A 16593-nucleotide genomic window follows, 5' to 3' on the forward strand; every position below is an offset into this window, starting at 1 on the left:
CACCATCTCGAAGGGATTATTTCTCATGACCATTCGCACCCGCATCGTGCTCGGCGTCTCGGCTGCCGCTCTCTCGCTTGGCCTCGCGCTGTCGCCGGCCGCGTTCGCCCAGGACAAGATGGGCAAGGACGACGGCATGATGAAGAAGGACACGATGTCCAAGGACGGCATGAAGAAGGACTCCATGTCCAAGGACGACGGCATGAAGAAAGACACGATGTCGAAGGACGGCATGAAGAAAGACGACGGGATGATGAAGAAGAACTGATCTTCCGTCGGTCGCCACGTCGCATTTCGCCGAAACCAGGTCGTGATGGCGAAGTCGCTATCGCACGGCCGGGTGCAGCTTGCGCCCGTCCATCGGGGCCGCGCGGCCGCGCGCCCCGGTGGGAGCATTTTCGGAATGGCAATGAACCGAGGCGTACCTCAGTTCAATTTGATTTGAACGTTACTTCCGCTTGGCCTTGCGAGCAGCATAGCGAGCATCTCGCTTGGCCTTCTGCTCGGCCTCGAGTTCTGCTGCCTTGGCGATCGCTTCCTCCGCTTCGCGGGCGAGCCGCACCGCTTCCGCGGCAGCAGCCTCTTCCGCGATCCGCTTCTGCTCGGCTTTTTCAGCCTCGCGCACGGCCTTCGCCTCGGTGCGCTTGGCCGCGAGTGCCTCGCGCTCGGCACGCTTCGCCACAACCGCTGGGTCATCGGGCCCGGGCTGAGACTTGAATTTGTTCAAAAGATTTTTGCGCGCTTCTTGCGCCGCCTTCTGCCGGTCTGTGAAGCCTGGTTCCCTGAATCCACTCATCGAACGAACCTTGTCATCCTCGCTTTCGATCCTACATCATTAGGTGTTGGTACGTCGGCTGGGCACAAGCAGGCACCACGCGACGCAGAAGCGTGTACATCGCCGCGCGCCGTGAAGCCACCCATAATCGCAGCCGATCAGGTCAACGAAAATCGCTTAACCAGCCGATCTCTTCGTAGCCCGGAAAAACTGCCGAATTGTGATGTCCCTCATAAGGACACCCAATGGCGGCGCCTAGCGTCCGCCCCAATACGAGACGGAGCACGGGCATGATCTTTTTCCGGCTGAGCCTGAAAGCCCTTGCAGTCACGGTCGCCGCAGCGGCAGTTGTGTGTGCGGTGTTGTTGGCTGCCCGCCCGCAACCCATCGAGAGCACCGTTCTCGGGTCCGCCTGGGAGTGCACCCAGACCGCCTTCATCCTGACGAGCTGTGCGCCGCGCGTGCAGCAGGCGGTCCCGGCGGTCGATACCTCGCGCAAGGAGGCGCTGAGGCCAACCCGGGGCTGAGCGGCGAGGCGCCGAGCGGGATGTGACGCGACGTCGCAGAGGTGATAAAGGGCCTCACCGAGCGACAAGGTCCCCATGTCCGAACCTGAGTCCGAGCCTGCCTCCACTGAGAGGCCCAACGCCTCCCCAAAGGCTCAATCCGGCGACAGCCGCCGCGGCGCAATCGCGGGCCTAATCATCGCTGCTGTCATCCTCGGAGTCGGGTTGTGGCTTGCCCGTGACCTCACGGCCGCCAGCAAGATGCAGGACTGCGTGATGTCGGGACGAAGCAATTGCAATGTGATCCAGCCGGCCCGCTAGGCCGGTCCCGCCGGGACCCTGGACGAAAAATCGCCGTGATCTTAATCATTTGTAACGGGACATAGCTGGCCCGTCCGGTCAGTTTGACAGGTCAGTTATGTCCGTCGGCATCACCCAGGCGCGACCCGAATCGTCTATCGCGCGTGGACCACGGCAATTGCGAAAGTTGAGGGGTAAGCACGCATGAGTGCGTCCAGCCGCATGAAGATCATCATTCCCATGGTTTCCGCCATGGCGTTGCTGGCAATCTCCGCGCAGGCGCAGGACGCAGGTCCGCCGAGGCACGACGGTCATCCGCCGGGGCAGGGCGCAGGTGGCCTGCCCCAGCCCAATCAGAACATGCGCAAGGGTCCTCCGCCGCAACAGGCCGTGCACCCCGGGCCTCAGCCCGGCGGCCAAGCTCGCATGGCTCCGGGTCCAGGCCCAGGAGCAGCTCCCGGCCCGCATGGTCCCGGACCGCGTAATGCCGGTGGTCCGCCGCCCGGACCCGGCCGCTACATGGCACGTGGCCCCGCGCCGGCGCGCGACTGGGGCGGACACGCCTATCGCGGCAATCTGGCCTGGGATGGCGGACGCTGGCGCCACGAGGTCCACAACGGCCGCCCCGGCTGGTGGTGGGATGTCGGTGGCGTCTGGTATTATTATCCGCAGCGGATGGACGGCCCGCCGGCCTACATCTCCGAGGACTATATCGACGACGTGCCCGTGGCCTATGCGCCGCCGGGGCCGCCGATCGCCTATGAACCGCCGCCGCCTCCACCGCCCGCGGATCCCGGCGCAAGCGCGCTCGGCGGGGCCATCGTCGGCGGCGTGCTTGGCGGTCTGATCTCCGGCAACGCCTCGGGCGCGGCTGCAGGCGCCGTGATCGGCGGCGCGACTGGTGCGATTGCCGGTGCCACCGCGGCTTCGCGCCCGGGCTACTATCTCGCCCAGGGCAATTGCTATTACCGCTATCCGAGCGGCGAGTATGTGCAGGCGGATCCGCGCGCCTGCTACTGAACTCCTCACAGCGACATCCGACGTCAATGAGGCGGGCCCCGTGCCCGCCTCATTTGCGCTTGCTCCCGTGCGGAGAGGTGATCCTGCAACGCTGCAGAGACGCACAACAACGACATCAGCTTTTTTCTGGCGCTCCCTGCCGCAACGCGCCTTGAGCAAAGAAAAAACGGAGACGTGAGTCGCGGGGATAGGAACATGCTGGATGCGATCCAGATCAGCCTGGCGCTATGGGCCATGATCGTTTGCGGAGGGATCAAGGCGGTGCAACTGGTGCACTGCCAGTTCTAGCGCGCGGGATCGCGCTGCGCTCAGGAGACGAGCCAGGTCAGGAATGCCATTGCGGCCCAGACCAGGCCGGCGATCCAGGCTGTCATCACCAGGACGATGGCGGCGAGAAGAGAGAGACCGAACATGTCGGTCTTGCGCGATGATGCGTCAGCCCGCGCTGCAGCTCCGGCCTTTCGTGTCATGAGGGGAACAGCCATCCTTCCTATGTCGCGTTCTTGCGGCGCTTGAGACGAAGTTTAGCGAACACGCCGGAGCTCGGCTGTGATTCAATTCACAGATTGCCGAGAGAGAGGCCTGAAGCACGACGATCGATCCCTTCGGCGGTGCCACGTCGCACGTCAAATTCGTCGCGGTAGTATCGTGCGGAAGCGCACACGCCGGTGCGACCTTCGTCCACCGCAATCATACGGACGAAATTGCCACGCACTTGTCCACGTCTGCTGGCTAGAGTTGGCCGCATGTGTACCAAGTACGACCCACAGCATGAAGCCGAGGCGGCGATGAAGCGCGCCGCGGCGTCCGAGGGTCCCGACCGGCAACGACTCATCGAACTGGCCCTGGCCTGGCAACAGCTCGCTCGCGGTCGGCGCGATGACGAGCGAAGGGGCTGACTTTCGTCTGCCCGCTTCGGGTCGCGGCACCAGTGTCCTGGCATCAGTGTCTTGGTATCGCTCATGAGAAAGCCCCGTGCTCGGGGGGACAAGCACGGGGCGCTTCAAAGCCGACCGGGTCTGGCAGGTCGGCTCGGCGGCGAGCGGCACAGACTGCTGCTGTCGAATGCAGTGATTGATGCGTATCGCTTGCGGCCTTCGCTCGTGTCCCTGAATGCTTGACTGATTCGAGTGGATGAAACGCGTCGTTAAGACATGCGCGGGGCTGCGTTTTGCGGTCGCGATTCGTGCTTTGGGAACGGAGCGGAGTCGGACCGTGAACAAACGGAATGCCGGACCGTTCAGCGCCTGAGTTCGAACTATTCGATCGCCGCAGGCTGCTTCTGGTGACCTCGACGTGCCCAGGCCTGAACGGCGGAGGCGAGCTGATGCTGGCTCATGGCGGCATCCGCAATGGACGCCTGCGCCATTTCAATCCGCTTTGTGATCACGCTGGAGTTGACGTCGACGACCGCGTCGAGCGCCAGAAAAGATATCGCGACGACCGCCACCGCACAGGCAATTCCCATTCTCGTCAATTCGGCTCGCGGCATCGACAGTCCTTCGTCGGGCGCAGGTCGCCCGCCGCGCATAGATAGGACGCGCCCGTCCGGTTCAAAGACCGGGGCGAGGGCACCCACGCGTTCGTGAAAGGTAACAGATTTGCGATGGGGCGCCGGGGTAGTCGGATGTGCCGCAGTGCGCCGGTCCACCACTTGTGCGGGCGGGAGCTTCCGAATCAATCCGGCATCGTTAAATCCGAGATGGTCGATGATCCGCGCTTACGGCCAACTTGATCCGTCGGCGCGCTCTGCGCGCTCGTCAGCGGCGCTCGCCGTGCTTGTCGGCCCGGTGCTCGCAACAGCGCGAACCTGCTTTGGTTCGTCCCCGTCGGCACCGGTTGCATTGTCTGTGCCGGACTGATGTTCGCGCCGCTGTGCATGTTGCTCGATCGAATAGACCTCAGCGCCGCCAGCGATGCCGGCTGCGTTTTTGTTTCGATGGCACTTGGCAAAACTGATTAGCGTGCGGGTTCCAAAACTTAGACTTTAGTGCAATCTAGCAATGCGTAGTTGAAACCAAAGCAATCGATGGTTGATCGCGACATAGTTGCGGTGATACTCCTTGCGCTTTGGGGGTTGCAATAAATGAGTAAAAATCATTCACCGGCCGCTGTCAGGCCGGGCAAAAACCTTGAGATCGAGTACCTCCGCGCCATCGCCGTTATCATGGTTGTTCTTGTGCATTCCCCCGTGCTTTTCCCGGGGATGGACCTCGGTCAATGGACCGGCGTTGACTTGTTCTTTTGCATATCCGGCTACGTGATCAGTCGGGGCTTCGAGCAGTCCTTTGACGAGGCAATTGCAGATGGCAGATGGGGATCAGTGGCCCCTGCTTTTTGGGTGCGGCGCGTGTTCCGCCTCGCTCCGTCTGCGTGGTTGTGGCTCGCAGTTAGCGTTTTTGGTAGCTGGGCCTACAACTCGACGGGGGTATTCCCCGGAACGCCCGAGCAAAATCTGTGGGACGGGCTGTTCGTCCTCGGCCTATTCGCAAATTTTGCCTATGGGCTCCACCTCATGCACTCAAACCGCTTCTTCTGGTCTCTCGCGCTGGAGGATCAATTCTACATCCTGTTTCCGCTTTTCATTTTGTGGGTCCGGCCGTACTGGCGCTGGGTTGTCCTTGGCCTGTTGATTTTATTGCAGGCGATTCCCGATCGGTCTTTTCACGGGGAGAGCGACCCCAAATTCCTCTGGGCGATGCGACTGGACGCACTGATGTGGGGGTACCTGATCTACCTGTTCTCGCGGTCGAAGTTTTATGCGCTGGCAGAGCGGCTGATCGTGATCTTCCTGCGCTACCGCCTTCTTGCATTCGCCGTAAGCGCTGTTCTTATCTTTCTGTTGATCGATATTCCGAAAGAGCGGTTTGCCCGTTTCATTGGTGGTCAGATCGAAAGTCAGGTCGCACTTGTGTCAGCAGGACTTGTGTTCCTCGCCTCCTACGACCGCGGCTATGCTCTTCCTCTGCCGGGCTTCCTGAAGACCATATTCGCGTGGATCGGGGCGCGATCCTACGCAATCTACCTGATCCATATCCCACTTTTCTGGTATCTCATGGAGACGTGGAGCCGGATTTCGCATTTGCTCGGCGCTCATGCGCCGGACAAGCGATATTTCTACGCCGTCGCCTTTCCCGTCGCCCTTTGCGTATTGGCCGACCTTAACTTCCGGCTGGTTGAAACGCCCCTGCGTAGGAAGGGCGTGGCTCTTGCAAATCGCATCTTGGCCCTTCCAGCCCCATCGGGCACGGGCGTCCTTGCGACAAGTTCCTAGCGTGCTCTAAGCGAATGGAGGCGCTGCCGAGGCCCGGTCTGATACTCGGCGGACTCGTCGGCCCGAGCGCTCGGCTGCATCAGGCGCCCATATGTCTCGCGCGTGCTTTGCCGGATCAGCCGAGAGGCCGCAGCGCGCTTGCGGTGCATGATTGCCGGTGTTAAGCGCCCGCATCATGCTGATTCGGGCCAGCATCGGCGCCGTCGCGCTCGCGCGGCTAAAGGGCTTTGACAATGCTCTTATTGGCGATCCCGGCAGGAATCGAACCTGCAACCCTCAGAGTAGAAATCTGATGCTCTATCCAGTTGAGCTACGGGACCGTCCTGGGCCGCCCGGGTTCGGGGGCTGGCCGTCATATATCATGCCAATATGAAAAATCTGGCGTTTCGCCAAGCCTGAACCGAACCGTTTTCCATGGAGACGCGACAAAGCGGTACGGCGGAGTGTCAGGGTGCCGGGTTGAGCGGCGGCGTACTGGACGATGGATCACATCGCCGGGGGCGCTGACTAGCTTCCGGGACACGGCCGCCGGACGACTGCTCCGATATTGCTGCGCCCCAGGACGGCGTGCGCGGCGATAGCGCGATCGGTCTCCTCTGGGCGTGCCTTGCCATGGCGAATGCGACGTTTTGCACCGATGGTTCCATCGCCTTGAGTCTGTCACCCTTTCCGCGCAGTTTAGCGCCGCCGCGGCGTTCGTCCGCGATTTCCGGGAGTCCCTTCATGATCGGTCTGGTTCGCGCCGTCACCATCTGCGCAACGCTGGCGTTTGGGCTTTGCGCCGCGCAAGCCGCGGAGAAAGCGTTCAAGCGCGACGATCTCGCTGATTCCGCCATCAAGCTGGAGGCGCAGATCAAGAGCGAGGCCGGGCCGGTCGCCAAGACTGGGGCGACCTTGCGCACGGATGCGGATGCCGCCTTCAAGCGCAATGATTATCGCACCGGGCTCTCGGTACTCGGCCAGATCGCCGCCGTCACGCCTGATGACGCCGGCAACTGGCTGCGGCTCGCAAAAGTCATCTTCCAGATCACGCCGAAGAGTTCGAACGAGCAGACCTTCCTGCTCGAGCGCGCCTCGACCGCTGCCTACATCGCCTACCAGCGCGCCGGCAATCCGGGCGAGGAGGCGGATGCGCTCGCCGTGCTCGGCAAGTCGCTCTCCGAACGCAAGCTGTGGCGGCCGGCGCTGGACGCGTTGCGGCTGTCGCTCGACATGCGTGAGGTCGCCGAGGTTCGCGGCAATTACGAGAAGCTGCGCGACGAGCACGGCTTCCGGCTGCTCGACTATACCGTGGACTCGGACTCGGCGAGCCCGCGCGCCTGCTTCCAGTTCTCGGAGGAGCTCGCCAAGCGCACTGACTTCGCGCCGTTCCTGGCGCTTGCCGGCCAGGACAAGCCGGCGCTGTCGGCCGAGGGCAAGCAGCTCTGCGTCGACGGGCTGAAGCACGGCGAGCGTTACAACATCAATCTGCGCGCCGGCCTGCCGTCGACCGTGAGGGAAGGCCTGCCGAAATCGGCCGAGTTCAACATCTATGTGCGCGACCGCAAGCCGTTCGTGCGCTTCACCAGCCGCGCCTATGTGCTGCCGAAGACCGGCCAGCGCGGTATCCCCGTGGTCAGCGTCAACACGCCCGCGGTCAACATCAACGTGTTCCGGATCGGCGACCGCAATCTGATCAACACGGTGGTCGACAGCGACTTCCAGAAGACGCTGTCGAAATATCAGCTCAGTGATCTCGGCGACGAACGCGGCGTGAAAGTCTGGTCAGGCGAACTCGCGACGGCGATGAATCTGAACCAGGACGTCATCACCGCGTTTCCGGTCGACCAGGCGCTGGGCGAGCTCCAACCCGGCGTCTATGTGATGACGGCCGCGGCCAAGGGACCGGGCAGCGGCGACGATTACCAGCTCGCCACCCAGTGGTTCATCGTCTCCGATCTCGGTGTCACCGCCTATTCCGGCAATGACGGCATCCATGTGTTCGTTAATTCGCTGGCCTCGACCGACCCGGTCGGCAAAGCCGAGGTGCGATTGGTCGCGCGCAACAACGAGATTTTGGCGACGCGCAAGACCGACGAGTCGGGCCATGTGCTGTTCGAGACGGGGCTGGCGCGGGGCGAGGGCGGCCTGTCGCCGGCAATGCTGACCGTCACCGGCGAGAAGGCTGACTATGCTTTCCTCAGCCTCAAGACCTCGGCCTTTGATCTGTCCGACCGCGGCGTCGCGGGGCGCGTGGCGCCGGTGGGTGCCGACGCCTTCGTCTATGCCGAGCGTGGCGTCTACCGTTCCAGCGAGACGGTCTATCTGACCGCGCTGCTGCGCGACGGGCAGGGCAATGCCGTCAATGGCGGGCCGCTGACCCTGGTGATCGAGCGCCCTGACGGCGTGGAGTTCCGCCGCGCCGTGCTGGCTGACCAGGGCGCGGGCGGCCGCACGCTCGCCGTGCCGCTGAACTCGGCCGTTCCGACCGGCACCTGGCGGGTGCGCGCCTTCACCGATCCGAAGGGCTCTTCGGTCGGCGAGACCACCTTCATGGTCGAGGATTACGTTCCCGATCGGATCGAATTCGACTTGTCGGCCAAAGACAAGCTGATCAAAGCTAACGCTCCTGTGGAGCTTAAGGCGGACGGTCATTTCCTCTATGGCGCGCCCGCATCCGGCCTTCAGCTCGAGGGCGACATGCTGATCGCGCCCGCGCGCGAACGCCCGGGCTTTGCCGGCTACCAGTTCGGCGTCGATGATGAGCAGACCACCTCGAATGAGCGCACGCCGCTGGAGAACTTGCCGGAGGCCGACGCCAACGGCACTGCGACCTTCCCTGTGACGCTGGAGAAGCAGCCGGCCTCGACCCGTCCGCAGGAGGCGCAGATCTTCGTCCGCATGGTCGAGACCGGCGGCCGCGCCGTCGAGCGCAAGCTCGTGCTGCCGGTTGCGCCGACGACCGCCCTGATCGGCATCAAGCCGCTTTTCGGCGACAAGAATGTCGCGGAGGGCGACAAGGCCGAGTTCGAAATCGTCTTCGTCTCGCCCGAGGGCAAGACCTTGCCCCGCGACGGCCTGCGCTACGAGCTCCTGAAGATGGAGTCGCGCTACCAATGGTATCGCCAGAACAATTACTGGGAGTATGAGCCGGTCAAGTCGACCTCGCGCGTCGCCGATGGTGAGGTCACCATTGCTGCCGACAAGCCGTCGCGGATTTCGCTTGCGCCACAGCCGGGCCGCTACCGGCTCGACGTGAAGTCGAACGATGCCGACGGCCCCGTGACGTCGGTGCAGTTCGACGTCGGCTGGTATTCCGATGGCAGCGCCGACACGCCGGACCTGCTGGAGACCTCGATCGACAAGCCGCAATATTCGTCCGGCGACACCATGACCGTCTCGGTCAATGTCCGCTCCGCCGGCAAGCTCACCGTCAACGTCCTCGGCGACCGCTTGCTGACCACGCAGACCATCGACGTCAAGGAAGGCACCGCACAGGTGAAGCTCCCGGTCGGCAAGGATTGGGGCACCGGCGCCTATGTGGTGGCGACGCTGCGCCGTCCGCTCGATGCGGCCGCACAGCGCATGCCGGGACGCGCCATCGGCCTGAAATGGTTCGGCATCGACAAGCAGGCGCGGACGCTGCAGGTGAAGCTGACGCCGCCGGCGCTGATCCGGCCAAATGCGATGCTGAAGATCCCGGTCAAGCTCGACGGACTCAATCCGGGCGAGGACGCCAAGGTCGTGATCGCGGCCGTCGATGTCGGCATTCTCAACCTCACCAATTACAAGCCGCCGGCGCCGGACGATTATTATCTCGGCCAGCGCCGCCTGAGCGCGGAGATCCGCGATCTCTATGGGCAGCTGATCGACGGCATGTCCGGGACGCGCGGCCAAATCAAATCCGGCGGTGACGCCGGCGCTGCCGAGCTCCAGGGCTCGCCGCCCGCGCAAAAGCCGCTCGCGCTCTATTCGGGCATCGTCACCGTAGGCGCCGACGGCAGTGCGGAGGTGAGCTTCGATATTCCGGAATTCGCCGGCACCGCGCGCGTGATGGCCGTGGCGTGGACCGCAACCAAGCTCGGTCGCGCCAATACCGACGTCGTGATCCGCGATCCCGTGGTGCTGACCACGACCCTGCCGCGCTTCCTGCTCAATGGCGACCACGGCACGGTCAATCTCGAGATCGACAATGTCGAGGGCCAGGCCGGCGACTACGTCATCAACGTCAGGACCGGCGGGCCGGTGAAGATGACCGGCAGTCCGGCAACCACCGTGAAGCTCGCCGCTAAGCAGCGCAATTCGTTCGCGCTCGCGATCGACGCGACCGCGGCGGGGCAGGCGACGCTCGACGTCGACATCAAGGGGCCGAATGGGCTTACGCTCGCGCGGCACTATGCGCTCGACGTCAAGGCGGCAACCCAGGTGCTGGCACGACGCTCGATCCGGACGCTGGCGAAGGGCGAGAGCCTGACGCTGACCTCGGACATGTTCTCCGACCTCGTGCCGGGCACCGGCAGTGTCTCGGTCTCAGCAAGCCTGTCGACCGCACTCGATGCGGCGACGATCCTCAAAGCGCTCGACCGCTATCCCTACGGCTGCTCGGAGCAGATCACGAGCCGCGCGATGCCGTTGCTCTATGTCAACGACCTCGCGGCCGGGGCACATCTCGCCATGGACACCGAGGTCGACCAGCGCATCCGCGACGCCATCGACCGGCTTTTGGCCCGACAGGGCTCCAATGGCTCGTTCGGCCTGTGGTCGGCGGGCGGCGACGACGCCTGGCTCGATGCCTATGTTACGGACTTCCTCACCCGTGCCCGTGAAAAGGGTTTTGTGGTGCCGGATGTGCTGTTCAAGAATGCGCTGGATCGCATCCGCAACTCCGTCGTCAACGGCAATGAGCCGGAGAAAGATGGCGGCCGCGATCTCGCCTACGGCCTCTACGTGCTCGCCCGCAACGGCGCGGCGCCCATCGGCGATCTCCGCTATCTCGCCGACACCAAGCTGAACAACCTCGCAACCCCGATTGCGAAGTCGCAGCTTGCGGCGGCGTTGGCGCTGGTCGGTGACCGCAACCGCGCGGAGCGGGTCTATGGCGCCGCCCTCGACAGCCTCGCGCCAAAGCCGGTGCTGGAGTTCGGCCGCACCGACTACGGTTCGCAGCTGCGCGATGCCGCTGCACTCGTCTCGCTCGCAAGCGAAGGCAGCGCGCCGAAGGCGACGCTGACGCAAGCCGTGATGCGGGTCGAGACGGCACGCGGGCTCACGCCTTATACCTCGACGCAGGAGAATGCGTGGCTGGTGCTGGCGGCGCGGGCGCTGGCCAAGGAAAACCTCTCGATCGAGGTCGACGGCCAGCCGGTCAAGACCGCGCTCTACCGCAGCTACAAGGCGGATACGCTGAACGGCAAGCCGCTGAAGATCACCAACACCGGCGACGCACCGGTGCAGGCGGTGATCTCGGTGTCGGGCTCGCCGGTCACGCCGGAGCCGGCGGCGTCCAACGGCTTCAAGATCGAGCGCAATTACTTCACGCTCGATGGCAAGCCCGCCGATATCAGCAAGGTCAAGCAGAACGATCGCTTTGCCGTGGTGTTGAAGATCACCGAGGCCAAGCCGGAGTACGGCCATATCATGGTGTCCGATTACTTGCCGGCGGGCCTTGAGATCGACAATCCAAAGCTGGTGTCGTCGGGCGACAGCGGCACGCTGGACTGGATCGAGGACGGCCAGGAGCCGGAGGACACCGAGTTCCGCGATGATCGCTTCACGGCGGCCGTTGATCGCGCCTCGGATTCCAAGGCGGTCTTCACCGTACATCGTGCGCGTGGTCTCGCCCGGCAAATTCGTGCTGCCGCAGGCCTATGTCGAGGACATGTATAATCCCTCGCGCTACGGCCGCACGGGTACGGGCAATGTCGAGGTGCGGGCCGCGAAGTGAGGCGTGAGATGAACGTGGTCAAGAAGGACGGCGTGGATGGCCGGGGCAAGCCCGGCCATGACGGAGCGCGGGGCTGGGGCCGTCGTGCCCTGTCTGCGCTCGCGCTCGCTTTCATCCTCGCCATCATCGGCTTTGTGGCCTGGGTCTATTCCCTCGGTCCGCTGCCGTTCGACGAAGCGCGCCGTGTCTCCACCACCATCGTGGATCGCAATGGAAAACTGCTGCGTGCATATGCGATGGCGGACGGGCGCTGGCGGCTGCCGGTCGATGCCAAGGCCAATGTCGATCCGACCTATTTGAAGCTGCTGTTCGCTTATGAGGACCAGCGCTTCTATGACCACAACGGCATCGATCCGCTGGCGCTGGGCCGCGCCGCGGTGCAGCTCTCGACGCGTGGCCACATCGTGTCCGGCGGCTCGACCATCTCGATGCAGCTCGCCCGTCTCATGGAGCCGCGGCGCCAGCGCTCGCTCTACGCAAAACTGCACCAGATCGTGCGCGCGATCGAGCTGGAACGGACGCTGAGCAAGGACGAGATCCTCAACCTCTACCTCGCGCTTGCGCCCTATGGCGGCAATCTCGAAGGCATCCGTGCCGCCTCCATCGCCTATCTCGGCAAGGAGCCGAAGCGGCTGTCGCTGGCGGAAGCCGCGCTGCTGGTCGCACTGCCGCAATCGCCGGAGACGCGGAGGCTCGACCGCTATCCCGAAGCGGCGCGCGTCGCTCGCGACCGCGTGCTTGACCGCATGGTCGAGGAGCATGTGGTCGGCGTCGACGACGCCAGGCAGGCCAAGGCCGTGCCGGTGCCGAAGCTGCGCAAGCCGATGCCGATCCTGGCGCCGCATGCGTCTGACAACGCGCTGGCGACGGTCAAGGACGCGCCGGTCATCAAGCTGGCGCTGGATTCCAACCTGCAGAAGGTGCTGGAGCCGCTGGCACGCGACCGCGCCGTCGCGCTGGGCCCGAACATTTCGGTCGGCATCATCGTGGTCGACAATGAGAGCGGCGACGTGCTCGCGCGTGTCGGCTCAGCCGATTATTTCGATGAGAGCCGGGCAGGGCAGGTCGACATGACCCGCGCCATCCGCTCGCCGGGCTCGACGCTGAAGCCGTTCATCTATGGCCTCGCCTTCGAGGACGGTTTTGTTCATCCCGACAGTCTGATCGACGATCGCCCGGTCCGCTTCGGCTCTTACGCGCCGGAAAATTTCGACATGACGTTCCAGGGCACGGTGCCGGTGAAGAAGGCGCTGCAGCTGTCGCTGAACGTGCCGGCGATCGTGCTGCTCGACCGCGTCGGCTCGAGCCGGCTGGCCTCGCGGCTGCGGCAGGCCGGCGGCAATCTCATTCTGCCCAAGGACGAGGCACCGGGGCTCGCCATGGGGCTCGGCGGCGTCGGCGTGACGCTGCAGGACCTTGCCCAGCTCTATGCCGGCTTCGCCCGGCTCGGCACCACCAAGCCGCTGCGCGAGGTGATGGCTGCCACGGACGACCGCGAGCCGCTGCGGCTGCTGGACCCCGTCGCGGCCTGGCAGGTCGGCAACGTGCTGCTGGGAACCCCACCCCCGGAGAATGCCGCCCACAACCGTATCGCCTTCAAGACCGGCACCTCTTACGGCTATCGCGACGCCTGGTCGGTCGGGTTCGACGGCCGCATGACCATCGGCGTCTGGGTCGGCCGTCCCGATGGCGCGCCGGTTCCCGGCCTGATCGGTCGCATCGCCGCGGCGCCCATCCTGTTCGATGCCTTCGCGCGGACCGGCAAGACCCTGACGCCGTTGCCGAAGCCGCCCAAGGGAACACTGGTCGCCAGCAACGCGAAGTTGCCGTTGCCGCTGAAGCGGTTCCGCCCTGTCGGGGAACTCGTCCGAACCGGTGGCGAGCAGGCGCTCCACATCCAGTTCCCGCTCAACGGCTCGCGGATCGACGTGGATCGCTCAGGCGGAGCTGAGGCAGCAGCCATGCCCGTCAAGGTCGCCGGCGGGGTGTTGCCGATGACTGTCATGGTCAACGGGACATCGCTTGGCGAGATCGACGGACGGCGCCAGCGCCTGATCGATCCGCCCGGACCGGGCTTTGCCAGGCTGACCGTGATCGACGCCACTGGCGCCGCGGACACAGTTGTCATTCGAATTCAATGAGAATGGCTCAAGCGGTTGTGGCGATGGCGGTTTCATCGTAAGCGGAACCAATGGCCGAGACCTACCCGACTCCCCGTTTTGGAGCGCCGCGAGAGCCGAAAACGCCCGTGAATCCGGGCAGCCGGCTCGCGCTGATGCTCGACTTTGTCACCGCCAGCCACGCTCGCGCTGTGGCCTTTCTCGTGCTGTGCGCGCTGCTGCTCTTCCTGCCCGGCTTCTTCACCATTCCGCCGGTCGATCGCGACGAGGCGCGCTTTGCGCAGGCCACCAAGCAGATGGTCGAGAGCGGCGACTATGTCGACATCCGCTTCCAGGAGGATGTGCGCTACAAGAAACCGGTCGGCATCTACTGGTTGCAATCCGCGGCGGTCGAAGTCGCCACAGCGCTGAAGCTGCCGAAGGCTGAACTGCGGATCTGGGTCTACCGGCTGCCGTCGCTGTTGGGGGCGATCGGCGCCGTGCTCATGACCTATTGGGCGGCGCTCGGCTTCGTCACGCGGCGCGCCGCGGTCCTGGCCGGGCTTCTGATGTGCTCCTCAGTGCTGCTCGGCGTCGAGGCGCGGCTCGCCAAGACCGACGCGATGCTGCTGTTCTGCGTGGTCGCGGCGATGGGCGCGATGGCACGCGCCTATCTGTCTTGGCAGCGCGCCGAGGACGAAACCCACCCGCCCTGGAGCTGGCCCGCGATCTTCTGGACCGCGCTCGCCGTCGGCATCCTGATCAAAGGTCCGCTGATCCTGATGTTCGCGGGCCTGACCATCGTTGCGCTCGCGATCCAGGATCGCGATTCCTCCTGGCTGTGGAAGCTGCGCCCGGTCTGGGGCCTGATGTGGATGCTGGTGCTGGTGCTGCCCTGGTTCGTCGCGATCTTCTGGCGGGCGGGCGATGCCTTCTTCGCCGATTCCGTCGGCGGCGACATGCTGAGCAAGATCGGCGCGCAGGAATCCCATGGCGCACCGCCCGGACTGTACCTGGCGCTGTTCTGGATCACGTTCTGGCCGGGTGCACCGCTCGCGGCGATGGCGGCGCCGGCGGTGTGGCGGGCGCGGCGCGAGCCCGGCGCGCAATTCCTGCTGGCCTGGCTGATCCCGTCCTGGATCGTGTTCGAGGCGGTGCTGACCAAGCTGCCGCATTACGTGCTGCCGCTCTATCCCGCGATTGCGATCCTCACCGCCGGTGCGCTGGAGCGGAACGTGTTGTCGCGCTCCTGGCTGGCGCGCGGCTCGGCCTGGTGGTTCGCGATCCCCGCGGGCGGCTCGATCATCGCGGTCGTCGGCGCCGTCATGCTGACGCGACAGCCGGCCTTCGTGGCCTGGCCGTTCATCGCGGCCTCGCTGATATTCGGCCTGTTCGCCTGGTGGCTCTACGACAACAACCGCGCCGAGCGCTCGGTGCTCAACGCGCTGGTCGCGGCACTGATGCTGGCGGTTGTGGTCTACGGCATCGTGCTGCCGTCGCTGACGCCGCTGTTTCCGAGCATCGAGATCGCGCGCGCGCTGCGCAACGTGACCTGCGTCGGGCCGAAGGCGGCGTCGGCCGGCTATCACGAGCCGAGCCTCGTCTTCCTGACGGGTACCCAGACGCTGCTGACCGACGGATCGGGAGCCGCTGATTTCCTCAGGCAGGGAAGCTGCCGGTTTGCGCTGATCGAGCAGCGGTCAGAGCGCAGCTTCGTGCAGCGTGCCGAGGCGATCGGACTGCGCTACAAGGTCGGCACGCGCATCGACGGCTATAATTTCTCGCAAGGACGCGCGATCTCAATCTCGATTTTCCGCTCCGAGGGCACCGAATAGGATGTCTGGTACGACTAGCATCGCACCACGTGCAAGCTATCCCGTGCAGCTGCTCGCGGTTGGGGGACGCGCGCTGGCGCAACTCGTGCGTACGCCTTCGCATTCGCGCCGCGCCGCGGCTGCGCGAAAACTGGCGCGGCATTCCCTGTGGCTCAGCGCAGCGGGCGCAGCCCTGATCATCGTTCTGATGGTCGCATTCGACCGGACCGAGATCCAGCTGATGCCGGCGCGTGGCACGCCCGCGCTCTGGCCGATCCGCATCCTCACCGATTTCGGCAAGGACGAGAATGTGCTCTCGGTGCTCGGCGCCGCGCTGATTGTCGTGGCGCTGATTGCGGCCGGGATGCATGGCACAAGCCGCGCGCTGCTGCTGGGCTTCGGCACGCGGCTGCAATATCTGTTTCTCTCTGTTGCCCTGTCGACGTTCGTGACCGATATCCTGAAATATCTCATTGGCCGCGGGCGTCCATTCGTCGGCGGCGAGGCTGATCCGTTCAACTTCATCCCGTTGGAGGGCACGGGCGCTTATGCCAGCCTGCCGTCGGGGCATGCGGTGGCGGCGTTCGCGTTGGCGTTTGCGGTCTCGGCGCTCTGGCCGCGCCTGCGCGTGTTCATGTTCACCTACGCAATCGTGATCGTGCTGACGCGCCTGGTGCTGCTGGCGCATCACCCGAGTGACGTCACGGCCGGCGCGCTGGTCGGCATGGTCTGCGCCATGGCCGTCCGTTACTGGTTTGCGGCGCGCCGGCTCGCTTTTGCCATCCGGGCCGATGGCACCATCGTGCCGCTTCCCGGACCGCTTCCCGGGCGCCTTAAAAAGGTTGCCCGCGGGGCATCTGCCCCATAAAAGCGGCTGCTTCC

Annotated in this window: 11 protein-coding genes, 1 tRNA gene and 1 pseudogene; 9 read left to right on the plus strand and 4 right to left on the minus strand. The window is 64.7% G+C overall.

Annotation, left to right across the window (positions count from 1 at the left end):
* Positions 1–25 precede the first annotated feature (25 nt).
* Entirely contained in the window at positions 26–268 is a 243-nt protein-coding gene (locus K3F49_RS21095) for a pentapeptide MXKDX repeat protein (protein ID WP_234682867.1), read from the plus strand.
* A 180-nt stretch (positions 269–448) separates the two neighbouring features.
* Here the strand turns inward: K3F49_RS21095 and K3F49_RS21100 are convergent, their stop codons facing one another.
* Positions 449–796, minus strand: a complete 348-nt coding sequence (locus tag K3F49_RS21100) for a DUF6481 family protein (protein ID WP_234682868.1) — start codon at positions 794–796, stop codon at positions 449–451.
* Positions 797–1065: 269 nt separating this feature from the next.
* Between K3F49_RS21100 and K3F49_RS21105 the strand changes: the two genes are divergently transcribed.
* From K3F49_RS21105 to K3F49_RS21115, 3 genes are all read left to right on the plus strand, one after another.
* Positions 1066–1302, plus strand: a complete 237-nt coding sequence (locus tag K3F49_RS21105) for a hypothetical protein (RefSeq protein ID WP_234682869.1) — start codon at positions 1066–1068, stop codon at positions 1300–1302.
* A 75-nt stretch (positions 1303–1377) separates the two neighbouring features.
* Entirely contained in the window at positions 1378–1602 is a 225-nt protein-coding gene (locus K3F49_RS21110) for a hypothetical protein (RefSeq protein ID WP_234682870.1), read from the plus strand.
* A gap of 183 nt (positions 1603–1785) precedes the next feature.
* Positions 1786–2601: a hypothetical protein gene (locus tag K3F49_RS21115; protein WP_234682871.1), complete on the plus strand. Its 816-nt coding sequence runs from the start codon at positions 1786–1788 to the stop codon at positions 2599–2601.
* Positions 2602–2909: 308 nt separating this feature from the next.
* Here K3F49_RS21115 and K3F49_RS21120 read toward each other — a convergent pair whose 3' ends face one another.
* Positions 2910–3071, minus strand: coding sequence for a hypothetical protein (locus K3F49_RS21120; protein ID WP_234682872.1), 162 nt, complete (start codon positions 3069–3071; stop codon positions 2910–2912).
* A gap of 788 nt (positions 3072–3859) precedes the next feature.
* Entirely contained in the window at positions 3860–4051 is a 192-nt protein-coding gene (locus tag K3F49_RS21125) for a hypothetical protein (RefSeq protein WP_234682873.1), read from the minus strand.
* Positions 4052–4687: 636 nt separating this feature from the next.
* Here K3F49_RS21125 and K3F49_RS21130 point away from each other — a divergent pair.
* Positions 4688–5875, plus strand: a complete 1188-nt coding sequence (locus tag K3F49_RS21130; RefSeq protein WP_234682874.1) for an acyltransferase family protein — start codon at positions 4688–4690, stop codon at positions 5873–5875.
* Between the two features lie 243 nt (positions 5876–6118).
* On the opposite strand, the gene K3F49_RS21135 is transcribed toward K3F49_RS21130, so the two are convergent.
* A tRNA-Arg gene (locus K3F49_RS21135) sits at positions 6119–6195 on the minus strand.
* 403 nt (positions 6196–6598) lie between these two features.
* Between K3F49_RS21135 and K3F49_RS21140 the strand changes: the two are divergent.
* From K3F49_RS21140 to K3F49_RS21155, 4 genes and pseudogenes are all read left to right on the plus strand, one after another.
* Positions 6599–11798: pseudogene (locus K3F49_RS21140) on the plus strand (alpha-2-macroglobulin family protein).
* Positions 11799–11806: 8 nt separating this feature from the next.
* Positions 11807–13939, plus strand: coding sequence for a penicillin-binding protein 1C (gene pbpC, locus K3F49_RS21145; RefSeq protein WP_234682875.1), 2133 nt, complete (start codon positions 11807–11809; stop codon positions 13937–13939).
* Positions 13940–13989: 50 nt separating this feature from the next.
* Positions 13990–15732, plus strand: a complete 1743-nt coding sequence (locus K3F49_RS21150; RefSeq protein ID WP_234682876.1) for an ArnT family glycosyltransferase — start codon at positions 13990–13992, stop codon at positions 15730–15732.
* Position 15733: 1 nt separating this feature from the next.
* Complete coding sequence (locus K3F49_RS21155) at positions 15734–16579, plus strand: phosphatase PAP2 family protein (protein ID WP_234682877.1); 846 nt, start codon at positions 15734–15736, stop codon at positions 16577–16579.
* Positions 16580–16593 lie beyond the last annotated feature (14 nt).

Source organism: Bradyrhizobium monzae, from assembly GCF_021458635.1.
Taxonomy (GTDB): Bacteria; Pseudomonadota; Alphaproteobacteria; order Rhizobiales; family Xanthobacteraceae; genus Bradyrhizobium.